Below are 25,230 nucleotides of genomic sequence, written 5' to 3' on the forward strand. Positions count from 1 at the left end.
GCGTATGGGACTTTCGAAATTTCGAGGTTCAGACTGAGGCGAGGGGTTTTCTTGGCGTGAGCGTGCGGCCATCGGGGCCGAAGAGGTAGGCGTCGCCGGGTTCGAAGCCGACCTGCAACGCGGCGCCGACGCCGACGGTAGAAACCTTGTTGAGCTGAAGGGTGAAATTGCCGGTGCCGCTGTCGGAATTGGTCGTCTGAAGCGGAGAGCCGTCGACGTAGAGGACAGTTTCGCGCCCCAACTGCTCGACCAGACGCACTTGGCTGGAGAAGGCCGGCGTTGCGACGTCGCTTGGCTCGACGACACGCAGGGCCTCCGGACGGATGCCGATGGTCACGGCGTCACCAGCCGAAAGGCCGCCGGCGTCGATGCCATCCAAGGTGATGGCAGGGAGGCCGGCTGCCGCTACCGAGACGGTGGATGCCTCGACGCTCACTGCTTTCGCTTCGATGAAATTCATGCGTGGCGCGCCGAGGAAGCCCGCGACGAAAATGTTCGCAGGATTGGCGTAGAGCTCCAGCGGCGAGCCGACCTGCTCGATCCGGCCCTTGTTGAGGACCACGATCCGGTCGGCCATGGTCATCGCCTCGACCTGGTCGTGGGTGACGTAGATCATCGTCGATCCAAGCTGCGCGTGCAGGCTCGAAAGTTCCACTCGCATCTGAGTGCGCAGCGCGGCATCGAGGTTCGACAGCGGCTCGTCGAACAGGAACACCTCGGGCGAGCGGGTGATCGCGCGGCCGATCGCGACGCGCTGGCGCTGCCCGCCCGATAGTTGCTTCGGGCGCTTGTCGAGCTGCTCCTCCAGACGCAGGATCCGTGCTGCGCGTTTGACGGCGGCGTCGATCTCGGTCCTGGGCCGGTGGGCCATCCGCAGGCCGAAGCCCATGTTCTCGGCCACGGTCATGTGTGGGTAGAGTGCATAGGACTGGAAGACCATTGCGATGCCGCGGTCGCCGGGTTCTTCCCTGGTGACGTCTCGCCCGTTGATCACGATGTGGCCGGAGTTGATGGTTTCCAACCCGGCGATCGTCTTCAGCAATGTCGACTTTCCGCAGCCGGAGGGGCCGACCATGACGACGAACTCGCCCTTTTCGATCGTCAGGTCGACCGTCTTCAGGGCATGGTAGCCGGCATAGTGCTTGTCGACTTTTCGCAATTCCACGCTGCTCATATCGAGGCGCCTTTCCGTGCGTGTCGGGTGCGGCAGGGTTCGCGGCGGATCATCCCTTGACGGCTCCCATGGTGAGGCCGGCGACAAAGTGCTTCTGCATCATGAAGAACATCACGACCGGGGGCAGGGCGACGAAGATCGTGGCCGCCGAGACGATGTTCCAGGCCGATGTCCATTCGCCGCGCAGATTGTTCAGGCCTGCGGTAACGGGTTTGACCGCATCACTCTGGGTAAGGACGATCGCCCAGAAATAGTCGTTCCAGACGAAGGTGAAGGTGAGGATCGCGAGTGCCGCCAGTGCAGGCCGGACCAGCGGAACAACCACGTGGCGCAATGTCTGGAACGGCGAGGCGCCTTCGGCGCGCGCCGCCTGGAACAGTTCGCCCGGGAGAGCGGCGATGAAGTTGCGCATGAAAAGCGTGGCGAAGCCGGTCTGGAAGGCAATGTGGAAAACGATCAGCGCATAGACGGTGTCGTAGAGACCCAGCCTCACCATCAGGTCGCGGACCGGGATCATCATGATCTGCGCCGGCAGGAAATTGCCGCCGACGAAGAGGGCGAAGATGAGGTTGGAGCCACGGAACGGGTAGCGCGACAAGACGAAGCCGGTCAGTGTCGACAGGATGAGAACGCCGATGACGGACGGAATGGTGATCAGCAGGCTGTTCAGGAAAAAGCGCAGCATGGCGGTCTGGTCGAAAACCGCCTTGTAGTTGTCGATCAGGCTGAATTTCTGCGGCCAGCCCCAATAGTTGCCGGCCATCAGCTCCTCGTTGGAACGGATCGAGGTCAGCATCACGGCGAGCAGAGGCAGCAGCCACAGGATCACGACCAGGGTTACACCACCTAGATAGAGGGCTCGCTGGATCCTGGCGTTTTCGGGAATGGGGCGCGGGTACATCAGGCGTTGCTCCGCTCGGCCTTGATGAGGCCACTGAGATACCAGGCGATGAAGACGATCATGATCACGAACAGCACGGTGGCGATCGCGGCGCCGTAGCCAAAGCGGTAGGAAAAGATCGACTCCTGATACATCTGGTAGGCGAGCACGGTGGACGAGCCATAGGGGCCGCCACTGGTCATGACCGCGATCATGTCGAAGGAGCGCAGCGCACCGATCACCGTCACCGCGATGGCGATGAAGCCGACCTGCGACAGTTGCGGCAGGACGACATGGCGCAACATGCGCCAGCCGCGCGCACCGTCGACGCGTCCGGCGGCGATCAGATCGTCGTTGAGGCTGTTCAGTCCCGCCAGGAACAGGATCATGCAGAACGCGATCTGTGGCCATAGACCGGCGGCGGCTACCGCGAAGGTGACGAAGGTCTCGTCTGAAAGCAACGCCGGGGCGGTACCGCCAAAGGCGCCGAAGAGAAGCTGCAGCAGCCCGAAGTTTGGATCATAGACCCATCCGAACACGACACCGACGGTGACGGTCGCCAGCACAAGCGGCACGAAGAACAGCGACTTGAGGATGCGCATGCCTCGGATCTGCTGATTCACGATCAGCGCAAGCGCCAGGCCGATCGGCGGCGCCAGCATGAAGATCAGCAGCCAGATTACGTTGTTCTTGAGCGAGACGTAGAACTGCGGATCGTCGGCCAGTTCGACATAGTTGGCGAGCCCGACCCAGGTCTTGGCGCCAATCCCATCCCAGTCGTGCAGCGAAATCCAGACCGTCTCGATGGAGGCGGCAAGGATCACCGAGCCGAACAGGATGAGGCCCGGCAGCAGGAAAAGTACCGGCGTCAACCAATGACGATTTCTGCGCCAGACAGGAGGCATGGCGTTCCATCCGAAAAAAGAGAGACGGGAGCCGCCGAAAGGCGGCGCCCGTCAGCCAGGGAGGATCAACCGAAGATTCTCTTGCGGGTTTTTTCGAGGCGCTTGAGGATCTGCTCACGTCGCTCAGGCTTGACCATGAATTCCTGCAGCCCCGCCATCCCTTCCTGGGCCATGTCCGGATCGGTGTCGCGATCGTAATATTGCGATGTTCCAACCACTTTCTTCAGTTCCTCGACCGCAGCATTGACCAGCGGGTCCTTGCTTGGCGGGCAGTCGTTGCGAGGCGGGATGGCGCCTTCGGCGGCGAGGAATGCGCCCAGATTTTCCGGCTTGTAGAAATAGGCGACGAAGTCGCGCGCACCCTGCTTGTTCTTCGCATTCGCCGGAACGTGGATGGAGTTGACCGAAAAATCCTCGTAGCGGGCGACGCCGGGAACGATCTCGGGAAATGGCGCGTAGGCAAGCTGAGGCAAATCCGCTTCCGGAAAGGCGGATCGAACGAAGCCGCCCAGGTCCATCATTGCCGCCTTCTTTTGCGCTAGGGCAGCACCCGCCTGCTCCCATCCGAACGAACTGTGGCTCGGCGAGAAGAAGCCCGCCTTGATCAGATCGTTCCATTTGTCGAAGACTGGCGTCAACATCGGATCGGTGTAGGGAACTTTGCCGTCCATCAGCGCTATGTGCTTGTCGAGCCCGTTGATGCGCAGGTTCATATGGTCGAACCAGCCGCCCGCCGGCCAAAGCTCCTTCGTGCCCATGCTGATCGGGATCATCTTCGCGGACTTGGCCGCCTCGCCGAAGGCGAGGAAGTCGTTCCAGGTCTTGGGCGGCGACCAATTTTTTTCGGCGAAGACGTCCTTGCGATAGAAGAGGCCCCAGAGAAGACCTCCCATCGGCAGGCCGTACTGCTTGCCGTCGACGGTGACCGCGCTTGTGGTGGCACCGAGTACGCTCTTGTAGTTCTCCTTGGCGAACAGATCGGAGATGTCGTCAAAAAGGCCCTTGTTGACGAAGGCCTTCATGCGGTTGCCGGAAAACCAGAAGCAGATATCCGGAGCGCCGACGACAAGATAGCTGCGGATTGCCGTCTTATGGGCCTCGTGGTCCATGTTGTTGATGACGATCTTGGTGCCTGATTTTGCCTCATACTCGCTCGCCAGCCGCTGCAGGATCTGGCGTTGCTCGACATTGCTGAGGTTGGAAATGATGGTGATTTCCTGAGCCTGCGCCAAGGCCGGGAGGCAAAGACCAGTCGCCGAAGCGGCGAGTGCCGCGCCAGTGCCCTTGAGGAAACGGCGCCTTGTTGTGGTTAACGCGGAAAAGTCGGTGGTCATGGCTTCTATCTCCTCCCTGAGAACAGCCGGATTCCAATTGAACCATGCGAATTCGTAGCGTATGGATGTCAGCATGGTCAATACTTAATTTACAAAATTAATTATGAGGCAGGAATGAAGCTCAAAGGCGATCAGCAAACGGCCCGCGCGATCAACCGGCGGCTGATCCTGAACCTACTGCGAAGGCAAGGTGCTATAAGCCGCGCCGAAATCGCCTCTGTTACGGGCCTCAGCCCCGCGGCGGTGACGTTCGTCGTGTCTGAATTGCTCGAGGAAAATATCCTGGTGGAAGGGGAGGCGAGTCTTGGCGCGCCGGGACGTCGACCTATCCCGATCAATATAAACTACGCCGGCAGGCTTGTGGCCGGGCTCAAGCTGAAGCTAGGCGGCATCGATTGTGTGCTGACCGATCTTGCCACGACTCCACTTGTTACGAAGCAGGTCGTTGTCCCCGATCTGTCGCCACAAAGTACGGTGGAGGCCTGCGCCTCGGCAGTCGAGGAGCTGGTTTCCGACCGCAGGGCACCGACAGGCGCCCAGCTCAGCGGGATCGGCATCGCTGTACCAGGCGTCATCGATAACGGTGTCTGCCGGTTGAGCCACCGGTTCAATTGGGCCGATGTGCCGATCGCTGCGATGCTTGCCGAACGCGTGCGCGTACCCGTCTGGGCGGACGACGACACCAACGCATTTGCGCTCGCGCAACAATTGTTCGGACTTGGCCGGCATCATAGCACCGTCGGGGCCCTGGCCATCGGGGCGGGCATCAGCTGCGCGGTGGTCATCGATGGCTCTGTCCATCACGGCGCGAATGGCGCCGCGGGCAAGATGGGTCACTCGACATACGATCCGAACGGGCCGCCATGCGAGTGTGGCAGGCGCGGTTGCCTGCAGACCTTCTTCTCGGAACCGGCCCTGGTGCGGCGATGGAAGGAGGCCAGGCGACTCCCTGGTGAAGTGACGCGCCACGACATGCTGAACGCGGCCAAGACTGGAGACCGGGCAGCCATAGACCTGTTGCAGGAGGCAGGCGAGGGGATTGGACGATACCTGGGCGGCTTCTGCAATATCATCGATCCGGAAGTGATTGTCGGCGGGGGCGAAGCCGTCACCTTTGGCAACTATCTGTTCGGGCCAATGCGCGATGCATTGAAGCGTTATGCCATGTGGAACCCGCCACCGATTACACCCGATTGGGCAGACGATTCCTGGGCGCGTGGCGCCGCGGCGCTTGCGACCCAAAGGCTCTTCGACTTCGAAAGCAGCCCCGGAGAAATCGCCGGCACCGGGCTGCAACAATCAATGGTCAAGTAGCTGCAGGACCAAAGCGGCGTCCTCGTCCCGATTTCGGGCCTTCGTCACTGCGGGCCTATTCCGTAGCCAACTGTTTGGAAAAGCGATGCTTGGCCGATAGTTGCGATTTGTGCAAAGGACGCCGGCCGAATGGAAGAAGACCGGCGCGAGTGTGCCGGTCTTGATGTCGTAACGAGCAGAGGAGGTCGGCGACCTCCGGTCTCGGATTGCCTGAGCAGTCAAGCGGCCTTGAGGTTCTTCAAAGCCTTTTCGAAGGCATCCTTGATCGGCTTGGATACGTCGTCGGTGGCTCTCAACATCACCGCCTGCAGGGTCTTGGCCTGCTCGACGGAAGTGTCGATCTGTTTGTTCACGAAAGCGGCCTGCAGCTCGAAGAACTCGGATGGCGACTTCACGGCAACCAGTGCTTCGAGGTGAGCGAAGCCGGCTTCGGCATTGGCTCGCAGAGCTGCGATCGTCTTCAGCGACACCTCGTTGCGGGTGGTATTGGCCACCTCAAGGGTCGACTCAAGAGCCTTTTGAGTCGTCTCGGCGTTCGATTCCAATTTGGAAAATGCTTCCTTCGCCTGCTCAATGCCCTGTTCGGCGACAGCGCGAACCTGCTCGGTAACCTTGTACGGCTCGTAAGTAGCGGATTCCGCGTTTTCGATCGTTTCGGTCTTGCCGGGGATCTTGGACATTTTCCATCCTTTTCCAGAGAGTGGCATTACACAAAGCCCCCTGTTTCATCTACGAAATCGACACAACGGATTTATGAAGGGGAGAATTGTCGCTCGAGGGCACCACTGCGGCGGCCGGCGCGCTGCCGGCAGCGATCGGTGCCAACGTGGAAGGGCAAAAGCCTGAACTGCCCGTGCGGGCCGGAGGCAGCCTGGGGTGCCAAACGCGGCCATCAGGCCGAGCGCGATCTTGGCTGTCGTCATTCGGCAGGTCCGCCGGCCGAAATTGAGCATCACCTTCTTAGGAGCGGCCTCTTCGGAATCCATCGCTGCCATTCGACCTTGGCGCGACCTTCTCAGTTGTCCTTGTACAGCCAAGACTCCGTCTCATGCCAAAACGGCCAAGGCGTCGGCGAAGAAATGGTCGCCGCCGAAATTGCCTGACTTTAGGGCAAGCAGCAGCTCGCCGTGCGGGCTGCCGAGTGCACGCAGCGCTGGGACACCCGCGGCGATTTCGGGGCCCAACTCGAAGGCGGGAATGGCAAGCTGGTCCACGACGGCGCCGGACGTCTCGCCTCCCGCCACGACCAACCTGCGCACGCCGAGTTCGACCAGACCTTCGGCGATGGTCGCCAACGACTGCTCGATCGCTTGACCGGCAGCGTCACGTCCATGCCGCGCCTGCAGCGCCGAAACCACCTCGGGCGATCCGCTGCTGGCGATGAGGACGGGGCCATCGGCCAAGCAGGCGGCGGCCCAGGCGAGCGCACGGTGCGTCTCCGCCACTCCGCTCATCAGCCTTTCCGGATCGAGCCTCAGCACGGGCATCGTCTCTTCGGCGCGGGCAATCTGCGTCAGTGTCGCCCGCGAACAGCTGCCGGCGAGGCACGCCGCAGGCCCCTCGACCGGCCGGTCCCGCAGCACCGTCCGTTGATGGCGCCGCGCGGTGCCGGCGGCGACCAGGCCGCGGGCGAGACCCAGTCCCAGGCCGGACGCTCCGACCGACAGGCGTTGTGCCAAGGCTGCCGCGCCGATCGCTTCAAGATCGCTCTCGAAGACGGCGTCGGCGATTGCCGCTCCGGCTCCATCTTGGGAAAGCGCCGCGTTGCGCGCGCGGATCGCGTCCGCGCCGCGCGCGACCGTCGCGAGGTCGACCGACCCGACCGCTGCCATGCTCTGCCGGGCGAGTACGCGCACCAGATTGGCATCGCGCATGGGATTGAGCGGGTGATCCTTGAGCGGACTCTCGTTGAGCGGCACCGCGCCGACGAAAAGATTCCCCTGGTAGACGGTTCGGCCGGTTTCCGGAAAGGCCGGCGTCACCAAAACCGATTTCTCATCCACGTCGTGACGCAAGGCGTCCAGCACCGGGCCGATATTGCCAGCATCGGTGGAATCGAAGGTCGAGCAGATCTTGTACATCACATGCGCTGCCCCGCGGGCGCGCAGCCATTGGTCGGCCGCGCGGGCGCGCTCCACCGCCTGCGCGGCGGCAACCGAACGGATCTTGAGCGAGACGACAACCGCGTCGACCTCGGGGAGATCGAGACCAGCGGCCGGAATGCCGATGGTTTGAACCGTGCGAAGACCTTCCTTGGCGAGCGTGTTGGCCAGGTCGGACGCGCCTGTGTAGTCGTCCGCAATTGCGCCGAGGGCGAGGCTCATAGCGAAACTCCGATGCCGGCCTGGGGCAGGGGCCCGCTGGCAAAGGGGGCGAACCAGCCGAGCCCCTCAAGTGTCTTGCCGCCGGGCCGATATTCGCAACCGACGAAACCATCATAGCCCAGCCCGTCCAGTTCCGCGAAGATGAACCGGTCGTTGAGCTCTTCCGAAGTCGGCTCATGGCGGGAGGGCACGCTTGCGATCTGGACATGGCCAATGATCGGCAGCAGCCGGCGCAACGCCATGACGACATCGCCGTGCAGGATCTGGCGGTGGTAGACATCGAACTGCAGCTTGAGATTGGGCAGGGCCAGTTCGCCGATGAGCTGCTCGGCAAAGTCGAAGTCATTGAGGAAATAGCCCGGCATGTCGCGGCCATTGATTGGTTCGATCACCAGGTCGATGCCGCGATCGGCAAGCTTGCCGGCGGTCCAGATGATCGCTTTGCGATAGGTATCCACGGCCGCCCTGTCCTCGCGAGCGGCGAGCCCCGACATCAAATGCAGACGCTTCACGCCCGTGGCCTCTGCGTAGGGAAGGGCAAATGCCACGGCGGCCTGGAGCTCGGCAAATCGATCGGGCAAGGCGGCCAATCCTCGCTCGCCGGCGGCCCAATCGCCAGGCGGCAAATTGAACAGAGCCTGGGTCAAACCGTATCTGCGAAGGCGCTCGCCGATCGCCTCGGGCGTGTGCTCGTAAGGAAACAGGAATTCGACCGCACGGAAGCCGGCATCGGCGGCCGCCTGGAACCGATCCAGGAACGGCCACTCGCTGAACATCATTGTCAGGTTGGCGGCAAAGCGGGGCATGGGCGATCCAGTCTTCCTCAGGCCGATGTCAGGCCGATGTCAGGCCGGTTTGGCCAGGTTCGCGGGTGGCGGGCAGTTCGGTGCCGGTGATCTTTGCGTAGAGCCGGGCGACGGATGCGTCGTCGTCCCGGCCCATTCCAGCCGCCGAGGTCGCCAGGAACATCTGTAGCGCGGCCGCGGCCACCGGCACCGGGAATTTGGCGTTGCGGGCCATATCCTGAATGATGCCGAGGTCCTTGACGAAGATGTCGACCGCGCTGCGCGGTGTGTAGTCGCCGTCCAGCACGTGCGGCACCCGGTTCTCGAACATCCACGAATTGCCTGCGGAGGCAGTTATCACCTCGTAGACCTTGCGGATGTCCAGCCCTTGCCGGGCGGCAAATGCGATGGCTTCGCTGGCCGCCGCTATGTGCACGCCAGCAAGCAACTGGTTGATCATCTTGAAGGCTGCACCAACGCCCGGCTCGTCACCGAGGTCATAGACGTTGGTGGCTATTGCATCCAGTGCCGGCCGCGCTCTGGCGAAGGCGGCAGGGCTGCCGGAGGCCAGAATGGTGAGCGCACCCTCGGCGGCGCGCACCGACCCGCCGCTGATCGGCGCGTCGAGATAGAGCCGTCCCGTCGCTTCGAGCGGCGTGGCAAGGCGGCGCACCGCATCGGGATCGATCGTGGCCGAGGAGACGAAAACCGCGCCCTCGGCCATGGTTTCGGCGACGCCGTTCGTACCGAACAGGATGGCCTCCGTTTGCGCGGCGTTGACGACCACCGACACGACGACGTCGGCACCTTCAGCGGCCTCGGCGGGGCTTGCCGCGCCTCGGCCGCCCGCGTCGACGAGCCGGGCGACGGCCGCGGCGTCCACGTCGAAGCCAGCCACTTCAAACCCGGCCCGCCTGAGCGACATGGCCATGCCAAGTCCCATGGAACCGATGCCGATCAGGGCGGCCCGGTTCGTCCTTGCTCCGGCGGGGTTTTCCTTGCTTCGATCATAAACGGTCATCACGGAGATCCTTATTCGAAACGCAATCCGGTTTAGCGATTGACCAGCTTGGGTGGCGTCGTCAGCACCAGGACCGCGCCGAGCACCAGGATTGCGGCGAGCGCATACATGCCGACCTGCGTTGCGCCGGTCAAATCCTTCAGGTAGCCGACGAGATACGGGCTAACAAAGCCGGCCAGATTGCCGACCGAATTGATGAGCGCAATGCCTGCCGCGGCACCTGTCCCGGCGAGAAATGACGTCGGCAGCGACCAGAACAGCGGCGCACAGGTGATCGCTCCGGCCGCTGCAACCGACAGGAAGGCGATGGCGATCGTCAGATTCGAGCTGGCGGCCGCGACGACGAAACCGACGGCCCCGAGCAGTGCCGGAACGACCAGGTGCCAACGGCGCTCGCGATGCCTGTCAGCGCTGCGGCCGAACAGATTCATGACCACGACGGCACAGATGAAGGGGATCGCGCTGATCAGTCCGATATTGAAGTTTCCGGTGATGCCGGTCGCCTTGACCAGGGTCGGCATCCAGAAGGTCAGCCCGTACTGGCCCATCACGAAGGTGAAGTAGATCAGGCACATCAGCCAAACTCGGCGATCGCGGAAGATACCGGCTACCGAATGCCCACTCTCCTTGTGACGCTCCTCGCGTGCGATCTCCTCTTCCAGGGCCTGCTTTTCCGTTTCGCTCAGCCACTTGGCCTGACGAATGCCGTTGTCGAGGAAGAACAAGACAGCGATGCCGAGAAGGACGGCTGGAACCGCCTCGATAAGAAACATCCATTGCCATCCGGCGAGGCCGTGGGCGCCATCGAACGAATCCATGATCCAGCCGGAAAGAGGATTGCCCAATATGCCTGAGACCGGGATCGCGGACATGAACACCGCGATGATCTTGGCCCGGCGATGCGAGGGATACCAGTAGGTGAGGAAAAGGATGATCCCCGGGTAGAACCCGGCTTCGGCGACGCCCAGCAGAAAGCGCAACAGGTAGAATGTCGGCGCGGACGTGACGAACATGAAGCCAGCTGAGATCAAACCCCAGGTGATCATGATGCGCGCGATCCACATGCGCGCGCCGACCTTGTGAAGAATGACGTTGCTTGGCACCTCGAACAGGAAATAGCCGATGAAGAAGATGCCGGCGCCGAGGCCGTAGACGGTCTCGCTGAAGCCGAGGTCGGCCGACATTTGCAGCTTGGCGAAGCCGATGTTGACGCGGTCGAGATAGGCAACGACGTAGCACAGCATCAGGAACGGCACGATGCGCCAGAAGACCTTGCTGTAGGCGGTCCTCCTCGTTTCGATTTCAGCTACGGCTTGCGCCGGTAGCGCAGGTGTAAGCACGGTCATTGGTTCCTCCCTTGACTGTGAATGGGGTGTCAGCGCGCCCCGCCGGTGGCGGTTTTGGCAGCGCTTGCGTAACCGGATAACATGGATTGGCAGCGCTGCCAACGAAAAAGTGGCAGCGCTGCCAACAATTGTTTGAAAAGGTTGCCGCGACATGGCAAAAGAGATGGACGGAAGCGAGGACGGTCGAGTGCGACGTCGCGCTCCAGCGGGGAGATCGAAAGTGGCCGACGAGCTGGCCGACGGCACGCCGACGGGGACGACGACCCTTACCGATGTCGCACGCGCGGCCGGCGTCGGCGAGAGCACCGCCTCGCGCGTGTTGCGCGGGCACGGTTCATTTTCGGCCAAGACACGCGAGAGCGTCCTCAATGCCGCGAGAAGCCTCGGCTATGTGCCGAACCGCATCGCCGGCACGCTGGCCTCGACCGGCTCCAAGCTGGTCGGGATCGTGATACCGTCGCTCAGCAACATCGTCTTTCCGGACATGCTGCGCGGCGCCAACACGGTGCTGGTGGGCGCCGGGTTCCAACCTGTCGTCGCGGTGACGGACTACGAACAGGGCCGCGAGGAAACCCTCGTCGAGTCGCTGCTTAGCTGGCGTCCGGCGGGCATGATGGTGGCCGGGCTCGAACACACCGAGCGTACCGTGGCCATGCTCAGGCACGCCCGCATCAGGGTCGCCGAACTGCTCGATTCCGATGGCGATGGCATCGACATCGTCGTCGGTTATTCCAACCGCGAGGCGGGAGGCGCGAGCGCGCGTCATCTGGTCTCGCGCGGCTATCGGCGCATCGGCTATGTGGGCCACGATCTCAGCCGCGATCTGCGCGCCGCCAAACGCTTCGCCGGATTTCGCTCGGCGCTCGCAGAGGCAGGCCTTGAAGTCGCCGCGGAAGAAATCATTCCCTCATCTTCGTCGATCGAGGCCGGGCGCGAGGGTCTCGGCCGGCTGCTCGGGCGCGCCCCCAATCTCGATGCCGTCTATTTCTCTAACGACGACATGGCGATTGGCGGTTATTTCCATTGCCTTGCCCGCGGCATCGCCATCCCCGGCCGGTTGGCGATTTTCGGCTATAACGGCCTGGACGTCGCCCGCGCGGCGCCGCAACCGCTTTCCACCATCCGGACGCCACGCGTCGCGGTCGGAGAGACCGGCGCCCGGCTGGTCTGCTCCGACGGGCCGCCGACGAAGATCGATCTCGGGTTCGAACTGATCGAGGGAGCCACAACATGAGCGAGGCCAAACTTCGCGAAGAGATATGCCGCTTCGGCCGTTCCCTATTCGAGCGCGGGCTGACACCGGGATCATCGGGCAATATCAGTCTGCGGCTCGATGACGGCGGCTGGCTTGTGACGCCGACCAACGCATCGCTGGGCTTTCTCGATCCGGCTCGCCTTGCCAGGCTCGATGCGCAAGGGCGGCTCGTCGCGGGCGATGCGCCGACCAAGGAAATCCCCCTGCATACCGCCCTCTACGAGACGCGGGCAGCAGCGCGTGCGATTGTGCACATGCACTCAACCCATGCGGTGGCCGTCACCATGCTTCCCGAGATCGATCCCAAGTCGGTCCTGCCGCCAATGACGCCGTACTATCTCATGCGCGCCGGACAGACGGCTTTGGTGCCATATTTCCGTCCCGGAGACCCTGCGGTAGCTGATGCAATCAAAGGGCTCGCCGGACGCTACTCTTCGGTGCTGCTCGCCAACCATGGTCCCGTCGTCGCGGGCGAGACGCTCGAGGCAGCGGTATTCGCTACCGAAGAGCTGGAGGAAACGGCAAAGCTCTATCTGCTTCTGCGCGGCCTCAACCCCCGCTACCTGTCACCGGAGCAGGTCAGCGACCTGGTGCGGACTTTTGGGCTCTCGCTGCAGGAGCATGGTGCGCACGACCACTGAGACCCGATTTCGACCTTCGTGAGGCGCTCCTGGATTGCATAGGTTGGGGGTATTACCTGAGCATGTTGCTATGGGCGTGCGCTTGTTGAAGATGTCCTGACGGCCCGCAGCCTTACGAGATACAGGGCTGGCTGCTACCGAGTTGCGGTCGAGATTGCTTCTCTCTCGCGCTGTTCGGCACTAGCCGTTCCGGCGGCGGGCGGACAGTCGCCCCGGACCGTCGCTGTCTATCGGTCGCGTTGCGGTCAGGCCGGCTTCGATGGATCTGAGAAGCTCAAGCGCGGCATTGAGCTTGCGTGTGTCGCCGCCGGCGGCCTCGGATACGGCAGTTGCCCACTCCTTGCGCACCAGGGCGTAATTGTGGGCTCCCCGCCGGGTGCGATGGACGCTGACGCCCCGGCGATCTTGCGGGTCGACATGGCGCTCGATCAGCCCCTTGCCTTCCAGGTCGCGCAGCACGGTGGAAACATTGGTGCGCTGCAGCCCGGTCGCCGTCGCGATCTGGCTGGGCGTTGCGGAAGCGTGCGCAACCAGGTGGCGCATCACCATGCCCTCCGATTGCGACATCGACAGCGCTTTCTCGTCCCTGTAACCGCGAAACTGAATCTCACGGGCAATGATGAGGATGAGGTCGGCCAGGTCCGCCCAGCGAACAGCCGGGGGAGCTTTGCGTGCGGACGAGTCCGGATCGGTTTCCATGGGGCGCAGTTTACAGACTTCAAGATCTCCTTGCGCTTTACGGCACCGACGAGCCGCTTCCGCAACGGAGGCTTCTTGCCGCCGGACCGCTGACCGCCGTTCTCGAGGACGGCAATCTGCGGACGATCTGTTTTGCCGGCGTGGAGGTGGTTCGGGCGATCAACTATCTCGCGCGCGATGCGTCCTGGGGGACTTACAAGGCCGAGCTTTCCAACATGCGAATTTCCGAGGACGGCACGTCGTTCGAGCTTCGCTATGACGGACTCTGCGCCGGCCCGCAGGGACGTTTCGCCTATCGCATGAAGATTCGTGGCGACGCGTCGGGCGAGCTGACCTTGCAAGCGGATGGCGTGGCGCTCACCGATTTCCCCACCAACCGCATCGGTTTCGTGGTGCTTCATCCTTCAGAGGCGGCGGGCAAAAGGCTGACCATCCGGCATAGCGACGGAAGCATCGAGGAGACGACATTTCCCAAATTGATCAGCCCGGACCAGCCTGCCTTCGACATTTCAGCGCTGACGCACGAGCCAGCACCCGGCCTGGTCTGCGCCGTCGCCATGGAAGGCGATGCCTTCGAGATGGAGGACCAGCGCAACTGGACGGACGCGTCGTTCAAGACGTATGTGCGGCCGCTCGCAAAGGTGTAAAGGACATACAGCGCGTCACGGTTTCCGTGCGCGCCGAGACATCGGCGCCTGGACCGGCTATCCGCAGTCCAGCAACCCTGACCCTTGGCGGGCCTGCCGGGCGGATGCCGTCGATAGCGCTGTTCGTCGATCCCGACCAACTGCCGGCAGCCGTCGCCGGCGCGGCTTCGCTTGGCCCGGTGCCGGAGATCATACTGCGCTTCGACAGCGCGCGCGGGGGTGATCGGCGCGTGCTGGAAAAGGCAGCCGAGCTTGCGAGCGCGCTTGGCGCCCGGCTGGCGGTCGAGGCGATCTTTGATGCGATCCAATCTGGGGCCGAGGCCCAGGCCCTTGCAGCTATGGTTCGCTTGGCAGGCGTTGAACCGAGCGCCATTCTGGTTTCACCACGGCGCGAATTCAAGACACGCCCCTCGAACCATTTGCCTAACGGTGAGCGACCGATTGACGAGATCGTGCAGGCATTGCGGGCTGTCGGTCGCGCTTGCCCGATTGGGGCTGGTACGCCCTCCCTATTCACCGAATTCAACCGCAACCCGCCGACCGGCAATGCGGATTTCGTCTTCTTCGGCAACAGCGCCATCGTGCATGCCGCCGATGAGCAGTCGGTCATGGAAACCCTGACCGTTTATCCTGCAGTCATGGAGACGGCACGGCAATTGTGTCCCGGAAAGCCGATCTGGCTTGGGCCTTGCACGATCGGCTTGCGGCACAATCCCTATGGGGAGGCGGTCGCAGCCAATCCCGGAAATAACCGGGTTCCCGCCGCCGGCACCGACCCGCGTCAGCGGGCATTGTTCGGTGCCGCCTTTGCCGTCGGCGTCGCGGCCCGGGCCGCTGAGACAGCCGCTGCGCGGTTGATATTGGCAGCACCGACTGGCCCCTTCGGTCTCTTGAACGAGGACGGCTCCCGACGACCTTGCAAGCCGTCCATGCCCAAATCGCTGAGGCCGCCGGCGTCGAACGCTATGGGATTTCGAGTGATTGGCCAGGCGTGGCAGCAATTGCCTTTCGTCGCGGCAACACGATCCGCGTGCTGGCGGCCAACCTGACCCCCGTGCCGATCGACATAGCGCTATCCTCGGATGCTAAACTGCTTTGCGTTGCAGGTGAGGACACGAAGCCGGCGAAGTCCCCGCTGACCACCCATACATTGGGGCCGTACAACTCTGTCGCTCTTCAGTTTGTCCAAACACCAAGTCGACCAGACGGCAGGCCCAGGAAAAGCTGAACGTCAAGATACGCAATCCAAAGCGGGATGTCTCGTCTCCCAGCTATTTGCGTGGGCGGGATGATGGCGCCCGGCAGGAGCATGGAGTGCGCGGACAGGCCTCAAGATCAGCAGCTTCTGCAGGCGAGCGGCGCCTCTGAAGCGCTGAACCTTCGATTGTTGAGTCGGCGTCGAACCGCCAAAGACGTGTGCGGTCAACCGCCTCCGTACATGAGCTTCGGCAGCCAAATGACGATCGAGGGGAACACGATGCACAACCCTACTCCGATCGCCTGCAGGCATAAGAAGGGAACAGCGGATCGGAAGATCGTCGCCATCGATATCTCCGGTGGCGCGACACTCTTCAAGTAAAACAGTGAATAGCCGAACGGTGGGCTCAGGAACGCCATCTGCATGTTGACCATGAAAATGACGCCATACCACAGCGGCACGTCTTCAGGAGCCACACCGGCTAAGCCGAACGTACCGCCGAATTCGAGGGACTTAAGGATGGGCAGAAATATCGGTACGGTGAGAAGGAGAATGCCCACCCAGTCCAGAAACATGCCCAGGACGAACAGGATGATCATCATCAGAACAAGAATGCCGTAAGGCGCGAATCCAGTTCCGAGAATGGATTCGGCGACGAAGCTCTGCCCGCCCTTCAGGATGAAGAAGCCGACGAACATGGTGGCTCCGAAGAATATCCACATCACCATCGCAGTCGCCTTGAGGGTCGCCACGCCGGCTTCCCGGATCGTGTCCCAAGTCAGGCGGCGATGGGCGGCGCAGACGATGAAAGCACCGAATGTGCCGATGCCGGCGGCTTCAACAGGCGTTGCTATGCCAAGGAAGATGACTCCGAGCACAAGCAGGATGAGCAGAATGGGCATGAACGTGCGGCGCAGAAGCCTCAGCTTCTCCCCAAAGCCGATGCGCTCGCTCGGCGGCAAAGCCGGGCCGAGCTTGGGGTTGATGTAGCAGCGCGCCGTGACATAGACGACATACATCCCAGACAGCAGCAGCCCTGGGAATACCGACCCGATCAAAAGCTCGCCTAACGACTGTTGCGCGACGACGGCGTAGACGATCGCCATCACCGAAGGCGGTATGAGGATGCCAAGCGTTCCTCCGGCGAGCAGCGAACCGCAGGCGAGCTTTGCGTCGTAGTTGCGGCGGAGCATCGCTGGCAGAGCGATCATGCCCATTGTCACTTCCGTCGCACCGACGACCCCAACCATTGCTGCGAGCAGGGTGCACGAGATTATGGTGGCCGAGGCAAGTCCGCCTTTCAGCCCACCCAGCCATTTATAGACGACGTCAAACAGCTCCTCGATGATCCCCGCTTTCTGAAGGATCGCGGCCATGAAGATAAAAAGCGGCACCGCCGAGAGCTGATAATCCGTCATGAAGGGAAAAATCCGCGACGGCAGCATGTTCAGCATGGCCGCATTACCGAATAAGAAGAGGAAGAGAACGGCGAGGCTGCCCGTGCAGAAGGCCATTGGCAGCCCGAGCAATAAAAGAACGCCCAGTCCGCCGAACATGAGGATGCTCAGCCACAGGATTGGAAGCTCGAGACCCATGGCTTAGCGGAGCCTTCTTGTTGCGGTCGCGATGTCACGCATCAGGCGAGACACGCCTTGAAGCAGCAGCAGCGCGGCGCCAACAGGAATCGCCAGCTTCACCGGCCAATATTGAATACCCCACTCGGTGAAAGAACTCTCGCCCACCGCCATCGCGTCGCTGGCAAAACGCCAGCCGGCAACGAGCATTGTACCCACGAACAGGAAAAATAATGCCGAGGTGATGATATCGCAGATCGCCCGGCCACGTTCGGAGAGGTGGCTGTACACGATGTCGACCCTGACATGGGTCTCATCGCGATAGGCATAGGCCCCAGCCAGCATGTATTGCATACCGAACATCAGAAACATGCTCTCGTGCACCCAGTTGGTCGGGGAGTTGAAAACGAAGCGGGCGACCACCTCGTAATAGTACGCCATGACCGCGAGGACCGACCAATAGGCGACGAACTCGCCTGTCACTCTTACAAGCCAGTCGACCGGCCTAAATGGCGCAAGAGGCTGTTTGACGGGCGTCGCGGGCACATCGACGACGATCTTATGGTGGGTTGCGGCGCGCCCAGTCTCACGGGCGCGGGCGCGCCGCACAAGACCGGGTATGAGAAGGGCGTCGCCGACAATAATGAGACCGAGCAGAAGTCCCGCAATCCGGCTGATGCTGCTGTCCCACTCGAGCCCGTGAACGGCCGCCGTCAGATTGTTGCGCGCCGCCGCGGCCTCAGCCTCAGCTTTTGCAAGTCGATCGGCAGCCCCCTGCTTGTTGGCTGCCGTATCTGCCTTGGCACGCGGCAACAGTCTCTCGGCGTGCTCGCTCTGGGATCGCGCGAGTGAAACTGCCTCGCGTCCATCGCGCACCTGGGTGCTTGTCCAAAGTACCGCGATGAAGAACGGGATAAAAATGAATCCCCACCTGCTCTTCAGATAGAAGCGGTGCATGCCGAGGAAGCCGGCTGTGACCAGGAACAGATAGGCAAGAAACAGGTTTGGACGGCCGGGATCACGCTGTGCCCGTTCTCGATGGACAAAATGAACCGCGGCCAGCGGAAAGACCGCGAGGGTTAACCAGTAGAGCCAGTGCGGCAGCACAAATGTTAGGGAAGGCATCGGCGAACGCCTGCTGCAGGAGCGAGCGCCCGTCCGGCTCAGGACGGGCGAAAAGAGGGTTCACAGGTTGATGGTCAGCCCCTGGTACATGTCCGGAGTGACATAACCGACTGTCGGGTTCTCCATGACCTCGAGCTGCAACTTGAAGATGCGCGCTGCGTCCTTGTCCTTGTTGGCCCACTCGAACCAGATGGGCACCGCGATTTCCTGGAACTTCTGGAGGTCCTCCGGTCCAAGCCGATTGATTTCAATGCCGGCATCAAGGAATTTTTGCCAAGCCTCCATGTCGGCCTTCTGGATCGAGCCGAAATGGGCATTGGAATAGACTTGGATCTCGTCTTCCACGAACTTCTTGAGGTTGTCCGGGAGTTGGTTCCAGACATTCATGTTGACGGCAAAGTCCATCAGGTCGACGGGCTGGTATACGGACATCAGACCGGCTGGACCCATGGAAATGTACTTGGTCACCTGCTGGAAACCGAGGGCCCAGTTTACGGCCGGACCGGTGTAGTCGGCGGCATCGATCGTGCCCTTTTCCAGCGCGGAGAACACCTCGCCGCCCGGCAGCAACGTCGTCTTGGCACCGGCTTTCGCAAAGGTTTCGGCGATCATGCCGCCCGGTACGCGCAGTTTCAGATCCCTAAAATCCTCGATTGAGCGGATCGGTGTCTTTGAGTGGATGATGTTCGGGCCGTGATGAATGCGGTTGACGTAGTAAAGGCCTTGTTTCGCATAAAGGTCGCGCGCGGCCTGCAGACCACCTTTTGAATAGAAAAAGATATCCCATTCGTGCGGATAGCGTAGCCCCAACGTGTAAGAGGACAGGAACGCCGTAGCGGGAAGCTTGCCGGCCCAATAAAGTGAAAACGAGTTCATCGCTTCCAGAACGCCGTTCTTCACCCCGTCGAGGAGTTCGAAGTCACCAACGATATCCTTTGCCTTGAACGGCTGAAATTCGAGTTGGCCTCCGGTTTTTTCCTTGATGGTGCCACACCAGTTTTGGAAGGTTTCAAGTCCGACACCCGCCGGCCACGAGGTTTGGATTTTCCAGGTGATTGCGTCTGCGGCTCCGGCCCTTCGAACCCAGGGCGCGGTGACCGCCGTCGCCGTTAGCCCAGCGACAAGTCCACTCGTCTTCAGAAACTTTCGCCTTGATTGGGAACGCGATTCTCCGTCCATTGCTTTCCTCCCTGTTCGGCAAGCGGGCAAATGATGGGCCCGTCGCCGGTCTCAAATCGCAAAATCAATGACGCAAAGGATGTCCCGTTCTTGTGGGACCAGAGCTGCCTCCTTTTTCGCAGTCGTTTCCAGCCGGATGCCAACGCCACAAACGATAGCGACAGGGACCGGCGCAGCCTGTAAATAACATAACGCGGCGCAATCATTTTCAACCACTGCGCGCCCGATCCATAGTATGCCTGTGCGGCTGTAATAAATCCATTGGTGAGTCACGCCCAATGACGCGCTCGGGGCGTCGATCTGATGCTTCAGAATTGGGATTGGGGTAAGAGCCATCGGCTCGTACTGAGCGAGTCCTTGCAGGCCCGCGAGGTCAGTCAGATGTAGGACGCGCGAGTTGCTGGTGATGAGCTGTTCGACACGCAATGCTGAATTGCGCGATTGAGATGGGGGCACACTCAGTCCGAGCGCGTCCGCCATGACTTCCCCATGCGGTATAAACCAGCTCTGGCAAATGGCGTTCGGGCGTCTCCCAGCTATTTGCGCAGGCGGGATGATGGCGGCGCCCGGCGGGAGCATGGAGTGCGCGACAGGCCTCAAGATCAGCAGCTTCTGCTGGCGTCCGGTGGATACGGATCGGTCAGTCGACCGTCGCTTGACCCGTTGCCTCCTTAATCTTGTCCAAGACCGCTTCAGGCGCCACGTCGCGCTTCAGCTCCTTCAACTCATTGTCTGCTTCCGTCGGAACATCCAGGCGCTTCGCGATCTCCTCGACCAGTTTGATGAGCTTGGTCGTCTCATGCTCGTTGAGCAGGCTCACCTGCAGATCGAGGTCTGCCCGCGCATCATCCTGGGCGGCCATGCGGTTCTGGTTGATCAGTACGAACGTTGAGAGAAAGATCGCCTCGACCGAGGCGAACATGGCCAGAATAACCAGAGAAGGATCCCAGGGTTTGATAAAGTTCACGATCCCGAAATTTAGGCCGATCCAGGCGCCAAAGAAGACGAGGTGGATGTAGACGAACATCATGCTGCCGGCAAACCTGCTGATTGCCGCCGCCGCGCGCTGCTCCAGCGATGCTGCCTTGGCATCGCGCTTCCGCCTCTCGACCAGTGCCTCGATGTTCCGCGCCAGGGCAGGGGCGAGCCCTTCCGCTGCCGGCGTGGTCGGAGTGGCGTAGCCCTGATCCTCTGGAGCGGCTTTGGGATTCATTGTTGTCTCTCCCGTGTAGGCAGCCTAACTCGCTATTTGGCAATTCGCTCCATTTCACCGCTGTCCAGAGTGCCGAACGAGCGTCTGTCCGGCGATCCTGCCCGATGCAACAGCGGTTGCTGCAGACCGGTGCAGGCTCGCTTCGCGTTGAGTTCGCAGGGCAGGACTCCTACTTAAGGGGATGCCCGCGAGCAGAAAAATCGATTCGACTGCACGGCTGGTTGCAGAGTGGCCGCTATCCCCGGCGGCGACGCTTGGATCGTCGGTGCGGGCGAGGGGCATTTTTCTTGAAATGCGCGCTCGCCTTCCGACGGACTTGAGAAGCCTGCTCCATAGCGAGTCCCGGGTTCTTACCTTGCGTCTGCCGTAGGGCTCCCATGCCAATGTTGAGGCCGCATCGGCGATCGTGTCCAAAGCCATGCAGGACATCGAAGACCTGCCCGTCATGCCTCGCGAGGTCGAGGACATTCTGACGATCTCGGCGGGCGAGCGTCACCGCTGGCTCAAGGCCGGCCGCTTGCAGAGCGCCGGGACGCGGACGGTGAAACTGCGTGGACGCGCGAGGAAAATCACCTTCCACGTTTTTGATCCGCGCCTGATCGAGGATGTGCTCGACCGTGACCTTGTAGCGGTCTGGCGCGAGGAAGACGCTGCGAGAGCCGCCGAGAACCGACGCCGAGCCGCTGCAAAGGCGGCGCTCAAGCGCTCGCAAAAGAGCCGCGGCGCGGCCGCAACCGACGACAGCCAAAGCGAGGCAGTCCACTCCAACCTGCGCGGCTGGGAAGACTTCGAGCGCAACGGGCTCCTCCGCTGAGGTAGGGAGCGCCGTGTCATCGTTTGGGCGGACCGCAGCGCCCTTTGAGGACAGCGATGTCGGCCTCGCGGTCCCCACCGGGCGGCGAGAGACCGGCGCGCCGACGAGAAACGCGCCAAGCGCGTCACCCGGCGACATATTCACGATACTCTTCGGTGGTGACACTTGGAGCCACGATTCTGTCAGCCGCGCGTCTCGAAGGCTGGCAAAGATAATTGGCGGCAGTGTGGGAAAGAGCGTGACCATAGAGACATGACAAAGCAGAGAATTCTTTTCGATACCGATCCTGGCGTAGACGATGCCCTTGCGCTGCTTTACCTGCACCGTCATCCGAACATCGAACTGCTCGGCATCACGACCGTCTTCGGCAACGCATCGATATCGGTTACAACGCGCAATGCCAGGTTCCTCGCCGAGGCTTGGGGAATCAAAGCGCCCGTTCACGCCGGTGCTCCCGTTCCGCTAAACTGGTCCGGCGCGCCGCACCCCTATCCTGTCCATGTTCATGGCGCGAACGGGCTGGGGGATTATCCTATTGCCCAGGAGGCGCGGGAGGAGAAGGACACTGCCGCGCGATTCATCGTCGATACCGTCCGGCAGAATCCGCGTCAGGTACGGTTGCTTGCTGTCGGAGGCCTGACCAACTTGGCGCGGGCATTGGAGGCCGATCCGGCGATAGCAGATCTGGTGCAGGACGTCGTCGTCATGGGTGGCGCGTTCGAAGTCCCTGGCAATGTGTCGCCCGTTGCCGAGGCCAATATCTACGCAGATCCGAAGGCAGCCGATCGAGTGTTTGCAGCCTCGTGGAAAGTGACCGCGGTTCCGCTCAATCTCACAAATCGAACGGTGATGACGCGACAGGATCTCGCCGCGGCCTCGGAAGGTGCCGATGCCGCCATGCAGATGGTAGCCGCACTGTCGCAAGGCTACATCGACTTCTACCTGCAATGGGGCGAAGCGGGTATGCTTGTGCACGACTGCAGCGCCGCGGTCTACCTGACCGACCCGCACTTATTCGCCACCCGATCCGGTTCGATCATCGTGCTGGAGGACGGCCCGGCGGCAGGTATGACCGTGCAGAGACTGGGCGCCGCCAGTTACTCACCGAACGAATGGGATCAGCGTCCAGTCCAATCGGTGTGCGTTGGTGGCGATGCTGCAGGAATCTTGGCGAGGATTTACGCTGTCTGCAGGGGAAGTTTCGCGGAGCCATCCCCAAAAAGCTAAAAAGGCTCCCTCCGGCGAGAGAGCCGCGATAGCGCGGCCGAGCCTGTGGCGCGGCTTCTACCCGCAGCCATCCAACAGGTCGGGCTCGAATGGTTCACCAGGCCCGACGCGAATGTTCCTCGAAGGCGATTCTTGCAAATCGATCCGGTCTGTTCAGATCAGGACTTGTTCGTTGTCGACGGTTCGGTATCGGACAGCCTCCGGTGCACCGCCTCATCGGCTTTGTCGGCGGCGGACTTGACGACATCGCTGACCTTGTCAGCGAGCGTACCTTCGCTCGACGCCTGCCGTCCTGCTTCGTCGCTGGCCGCCTGGTAGGCTTCGGCTGCAACCTGCTTCACCTGGTCGACGCCCTTCTCGAGCGCGTCCTCGGCCCTTTCGCGAAGCTGTTCGCGATAGCCGCCGAGCTGCTCGTCTTCGAGTTGCGTGTGGGGCAGCATCGCGCCGATCGCCGCTCCGATCGCGAGACCGACAGCAGCAACTGCCAGAGGCTGATCCTCCATCAACTGCTGCGCGGAACGAGTGGCCCTCGTCGCCATGTCGGCGGTGGCTGTCGCCGAGTTCGTCAGCGTCTCCGCCGCGCCGCTTGCCATGTCAGATACGCTACCGGCTGCGCTGCTGGCCATGTCAGACATGGTACCGGCCGCACTGCTGGCCATTCCCGAGACGGTGCCGGCCGCACCGCTGGCCATGTCGCCGACAGAGGCATAGGTGTCCGAAGTCATGGCTCCGGTTCCAGCCGTAGATGTGCCGTCATGGCGGTCGGAACCGCGACGGGTCGCGTAGCCGGGCGCGGCGGTTGCGGCGGAAGCGCCGCTGCCCAGCATCAGCCAGGCCAGACCGGCGCCGATTACGGTCAATGGCAGAGGATTGTCTCGCACCTGAGCCTTCAGGTTGTGGAGCATATCGGAGCCTGCACCGCCGCTGAAAATACCGGTGAACTCATCGAAGAGCTGGCCGGGCGTCATCTTGCCTCGAATGGATTCGGCGGTCGCCACCACCCTTGCTCGCGTGGCCTCGGCTTCGCGTTCGAGTTCGGCTGCGGATTTGTCGCTCATCTCGCTTGTTCCTTGATTACGTTCGCGTCACGCTTCAGTTGCTCCTGCGTACGATCCGGCGCCAGCTCGGAGGGCGACATGCTTGCCATGCCGGTGCGCAAGAGGATGACACCCAGCACGGCAACGACCACTCCTACGAGCAAGGCGGACCAGCCGGCGCCAAGGCCGAGGCGGGTCAGGGCAATGACGAGCGCTTGCAGCAGCACCATCAGCGCGGCGAGGAGACACACCGCGCCGCCCAGAACCCCGACGGCGCCGGCCTCCGCTTTAGTCACGCTCTCGGATAGCTCCGCCCGCAGGAGTCTGGCCTCCGTTTGCACCAGCGTGCTCACCTGCTGTGCCAGGTCGGCGACCAGAGTGCCGAGGCTTTGGTTGTCTTGAGTGTTCATTTCTTTAGCTCCGCTGCCTTCCTGGGAGCGCCGCCGTCGACGCCCCAATTGGTCGTCGCGTCATCCCATGGCTCGCTCGCCTGCGCACCAGTCTGCCTGCTCGTTTCCCTACCAGTCTTCCCAGTCTTCCGTGGCGTCGCTGCGCTCTGCCCCGCGCGGCGTGTTTCCGGGGGAGAAGCCTTTATGAACCGTCCGAGCGCCAGTCCCGCCAGCACCGAACCAGCGATCAGAGTGCCGGGATTTTGGCGGCCGAAGTTCTGAATTTCCCCAAGCACCTCGCCGAAGGGCTTCTGCTTCAACGAGGAGGACAGCCTCTCCAGTCCGCCTGCCGCATCCCGCATGAAATTCGACGCCGAGCTCTGGTCGCTGTTTGCCAGATGGTCGCTTGCCGCACGCAGAGCGCCGCCGAATGCCGCCAGGCTCGATCCGATGTCGCGCTGCGTTTCCTCGGCCCTCTCCGACAGGACCTCCTGTGCTTCCGACGCATAGTCGACTGCCCTGCGAGCGACCTCGTCGCGGGCATCGTGGAGCGCTTCGCCGGCGCTTTGGGTTTCTTTCTTAACTCGATCGGAAACTTCGTTCTTCGCCTTGGCGAAGTCGGCCGGCTCGCGGCCCTGATTATTTTCGCGCTGCATGACGCCTCCTAATGAAAGCCGAGAAAGGAGAGTATCGCGAGCACAACCACGATGAGACCGATAAGATAGATGACACTGTTCATGGCGCAGGCTCCTCCTTGCCTGTTCCAACTTCGCGCCCGCCGCGATGTTCCCTTCCGTGACCAGGATTTTTTGTAAGTAGCTACTTACCCCGATCGGCGCCTCCGAAGCCGGCAAGCTCGTCATCCGAACAGAGCAGCCGCGGCTGCGCCGGATCGGAGATATCGAGCTTGTCCCAAGGTATGCGGTAGAGGCCCTCGCGGCGGCGCAGCGCGAAAAAGTCGAGCAATGCGGTGCCGATGGCCGAGGCCGACAGGCGTTCAAAAGCTGCGAAGATGCCGACATGGAATTCGGTGACGACGAGGTCGTCGCCGTCCTGCTCAGCGATGACCTCCTCGATATGGCCGATGCTCCTGCCGCCCTGCGTGAGAACGCGCCGGCCAGCCAGATGCTCGAGATTCACATTTGCCAT

General features: G+C 62.1%; 25 protein-coding genes and 1 pseudogene. 7 read left to right on the forward strand and 19 right to left on the reverse strand.

Annotated features, from left to right (window positions below):
* Positions 1-28: 28 nt before the first annotated feature.
* The 4 genes from ugpC to EJ078_RS24135 all read right to left on the reverse strand — a co-directional run bounded on the left by ugpC (position 29) and on the right by EJ078_RS24135 (position 4,293).
* Positions 29-1,174 (reverse strand): sn-glycerol-3-phosphate ABC transporter ATP-binding protein UgpC, encoded by a 1,146-nt coding sequence (gene ugpC, locus EJ078_RS24120; protein WP_127215746.1) that lies wholly within the window; start codon positions 1,172-1,174, stop codon positions 29-31.
* A gap of 49 nt (positions 1,175-1,223) precedes the next feature.
* Positions 1,224-2,075, reverse strand: a complete 852-nt coding sequence (locus EJ078_RS24125; RefSeq protein ID WP_095827647.1) for a carbohydrate ABC transporter permease — start codon at positions 2,073-2,075, stop codon at positions 1,224-1,226.
* A complete protein-coding gene (locus tag EJ078_RS24130) occupies positions 2,075-2,959 on the reverse strand; it encodes a sugar ABC transporter permease (protein WP_067320472.1) in 885 nt (294 codons plus the stop codon). Before EJ078_RS24130 ends, EJ078_RS24125 begins: the two co-directional genes overlap by 1 nt.
* 65 nt (positions 2,960-3,024) lie before the next feature.
* The gene (locus EJ078_RS24135; protein WP_127215744.1) at positions 3,025-4,293 is read right to left on the reverse strand and encodes an ABC transporter substrate-binding protein; all 1,269 of its coding nucleotides are present in this window, start codon (positions 4,291-4,293) and stop codon (positions 3,025-3,027) included.
* A 114-nt stretch (positions 4,294-4,407) separates the two neighbouring features.
* Here EJ078_RS24135 and EJ078_RS24140 point away from each other — a divergent pair, with 114 nt between their 5' ends.
* Positions 4,408-5,607: an ROK family protein gene (locus EJ078_RS24140; protein ID WP_208720880.1), complete on the forward strand. Its 1,200-nt coding sequence runs from the start codon at positions 4,408-4,410 to the stop codon at positions 5,605-5,607.
* A 218-nt stretch (positions 5,608-5,825) separates the two neighbouring features.
* On the opposite strand, the gene EJ078_RS24145 is transcribed toward EJ078_RS24140, so the two are convergent.
* The 5 genes from EJ078_RS24145 to EJ078_RS24165 all read right to left on the reverse strand — a co-directional run bounded on the left by EJ078_RS24145 (position 5,826) and on the right by EJ078_RS24165 (position 11,083).
* Positions 5,826-6,287 (reverse strand): phasin, encoded by a 462-nt coding sequence (locus tag EJ078_RS24145; protein ID WP_127215742.1) that lies wholly within the window; start codon positions 6,285-6,287, stop codon positions 5,826-5,828.
* A gap of 366 nt (positions 6,288-6,653) precedes the next feature.
* Positions 6,654-7,931, reverse strand: coding sequence for a 3-oxo-tetronate kinase (otnK, locus tag EJ078_RS24150; RefSeq protein ID WP_208720882.1), 1,278 nt, complete (start codon positions 7,929-7,931; stop codon positions 6,654-6,656).
* A complete protein-coding gene (gene otnI, locus EJ078_RS24155) occupies positions 7,928-8,737 on the reverse strand; it encodes a 2-oxo-tetronate isomerase (protein ID WP_127217091.1) in 810 nt (269 codons plus the stop codon). The genes otnK and otnI overlap by 4 nt, the downstream gene beginning before the upstream one ends.
* 28 nt (positions 8,738-8,765) lie before the next feature.
* Positions 8,766-9,737 (reverse strand): L-threonate dehydrogenase, encoded by a 972-nt coding sequence (gene ltnD / locus EJ078_RS24160; protein ID WP_127217092.1) that lies wholly within the window; start codon positions 9,735-9,737, stop codon positions 8,766-8,768.
* Between the two features lie 32 nt (positions 9,738-9,769).
* A complete protein-coding gene (locus EJ078_RS24165; protein WP_067320488.1) occupies positions 9,770-11,083 on the reverse strand; it encodes an MFS transporter in 1,314 nt (437 codons plus the stop codon).
* Between the two features lie 220 nt (positions 11,084-11,303).
* Between EJ078_RS24165 and EJ078_RS24170 the strand changes: the two genes are divergently transcribed.
* Complete coding sequence (locus EJ078_RS24170; protein ID WP_245322509.1) at positions 11,304-12,317, forward strand: LacI family DNA-binding transcriptional regulator; 1,014 nt, start codon at positions 11,304-11,306, stop codon at positions 12,315-12,317.
* Positions 12,314-12,979: an aldolase gene (locus tag EJ078_RS24175; protein WP_127216265.1), complete on the forward strand. Its 666-nt coding sequence runs from the start codon at positions 12,314-12,316 to the stop codon at positions 12,977-12,979. The genes EJ078_RS24170 and EJ078_RS24175 overlap by 4 nt, the downstream gene beginning before the upstream one ends.
* Positions 12,980-13,159: 180 nt before the next feature.
* Here the strand turns inward: EJ078_RS24175 and EJ078_RS24180 are convergent, their stop codons facing one another.
* Positions 13,160-13,678, reverse strand: coding sequence for a MarR family transcriptional regulator (locus tag EJ078_RS24180; protein WP_127216266.1), 519 nt, complete (start codon positions 13,676-13,678; stop codon positions 13,160-13,162).
* Here EJ078_RS24180 and EJ078_RS24185 point away from each other — a divergent pair.
* On the forward strand, positions 13,651-14,325 hold the full coding sequence (locus tag EJ078_RS24185; RefSeq protein ID WP_127216267.1) for a hypothetical protein: 675 nt from the start codon (positions 13,651-13,653) through the stop codon (positions 14,323-14,325). The two genes, EJ078_RS24180 and EJ078_RS24185, sit on opposite strands and share 28 nt — an antisense overlap.
* 104 nt (positions 14,326-14,429) lie before the next feature.
* On the forward strand, positions 14,430-15,374 hold the full coding sequence (locus EJ078_RS24190; protein ID WP_127216268.1) for a hypothetical protein: 945 nt from the start codon (positions 14,430-14,432) through the stop codon (positions 15,372-15,374).
* A gap of 373 nt (positions 15,375-15,747) precedes the next feature.
* On the opposite strand, the gene EJ078_RS24195 is transcribed toward EJ078_RS24190, so the two are convergent.
* The 5 genes from EJ078_RS24195 to EJ078_RS24215 form a co-directional block, all read right to left on the reverse strand.
* Positions 15,748-17,079 carry a TRAP transporter large permease subunit gene (locus EJ078_RS24195; RefSeq protein WP_245458924.1) on the reverse strand — a complete coding sequence of 444 codons (1,332 nt, stop codon included), beginning with the start codon at positions 17,077-17,079 and terminating at the stop codon, positions 15,748-15,750.
* Between the two features lie 42 nt (positions 17,080-17,121).
* Complete coding sequence (locus EJ078_RS24200) at positions 17,122-18,222, reverse strand: TRAP transporter small permease subunit (RefSeq protein WP_127216269.1); 1,101 nt, start codon at positions 18,220-18,222, stop codon at positions 17,122-17,124.
* A gap of 60 nt (positions 18,223-18,282) precedes the next feature.
* The gene (gene dctP / locus EJ078_RS24205) at positions 18,283-19,401 is read right to left on the reverse strand and encodes a TRAP transporter substrate-binding protein DctP (protein ID WP_067320507.1); all 1,119 of its coding nucleotides are present in this window, start codon (positions 19,399-19,401) and stop codon (positions 18,283-18,285) included.
* A gap of 51 nt (positions 19,402-19,452) precedes the next feature.
* Complete coding sequence (locus EJ078_RS24210; RefSeq protein ID WP_127216270.1) at positions 19,453-19,881, reverse strand: hypothetical protein; 429 nt, start codon at positions 19,879-19,881, stop codon at positions 19,453-19,455.
* 160 nt (positions 19,882-20,041) lie between these two features.
* The gene (locus EJ078_RS24215; protein ID WP_095827618.1) at positions 20,042-20,614 is read right to left on the reverse strand and encodes a DUF1003 domain-containing protein; all 573 of its coding nucleotides are present in this window, start codon (positions 20,612-20,614) and stop codon (positions 20,042-20,044) included.
* A 181-nt stretch (positions 20,615-20,795) separates the two neighbouring features.
* Between EJ078_RS24215 and EJ078_RS24220 the strand changes: the two are divergent.
* Positions 20,796-21,428 (forward strand): annotated as a pseudogene (locus tag EJ078_RS24220) (hypothetical protein).
* Between the two features lie 252 nt (positions 21,429-21,680).
* A complete protein-coding gene (locus tag EJ078_RS24225; protein WP_127216271.1) occupies positions 21,681-22,655 on the forward strand; it encodes a nucleoside hydrolase in 975 nt (324 codons plus the stop codon).
* 158 nt (positions 22,656-22,813) lie between these two features.
* On the opposite strand, the gene EJ078_RS24230 is transcribed toward EJ078_RS24225, so the two are convergent.
* From EJ078_RS24230 to EJ078_RS24245, 4 genes are read right to left on the reverse strand one after another with little or no spacing between them, the layout of a single operon-like run.
* A complete protein-coding gene (locus tag EJ078_RS24230; protein ID WP_127403370.1) occupies positions 22,814-23,713 on the reverse strand; it encodes a DUF3618 domain-containing protein in 900 nt (299 codons plus the stop codon).
* Positions 23,710-24,102, reverse strand: coding sequence for a phage holin family protein (locus tag EJ078_RS24235; protein WP_127323778.1), 393 nt, complete (start codon positions 24,100-24,102; stop codon positions 23,710-23,712). Before EJ078_RS24235 ends, EJ078_RS24230 begins: the two co-directional genes overlap by 4 nt.
* Entirely contained in the window at positions 24,099-24,935 is an 837-nt protein-coding gene (locus EJ078_RS24240) for a hypothetical protein (protein WP_245457169.1), read from the reverse strand. The genes EJ078_RS24235 and EJ078_RS24240 overlap by 4 nt, the downstream gene beginning before the upstream one ends.
* Positions 24,901-25,230, reverse strand: a complete 330-nt coding sequence (locus EJ078_RS24245; protein WP_066994801.1) for a hypothetical protein — start codon at positions 25,228-25,230, stop codon at positions 24,901-24,903. Before EJ078_RS24245 ends, EJ078_RS24240 begins: the two co-directional genes overlap by 35 nt.

The organism is Mesorhizobium sp. M1A.F.Ca.IN.022.06.1.1 (assembly GCF_003952605.1).
GTDB lineage: Bacteria > Pseudomonadota > Alphaproteobacteria > Rhizobiales > Rhizobiaceae > Mesorhizobium.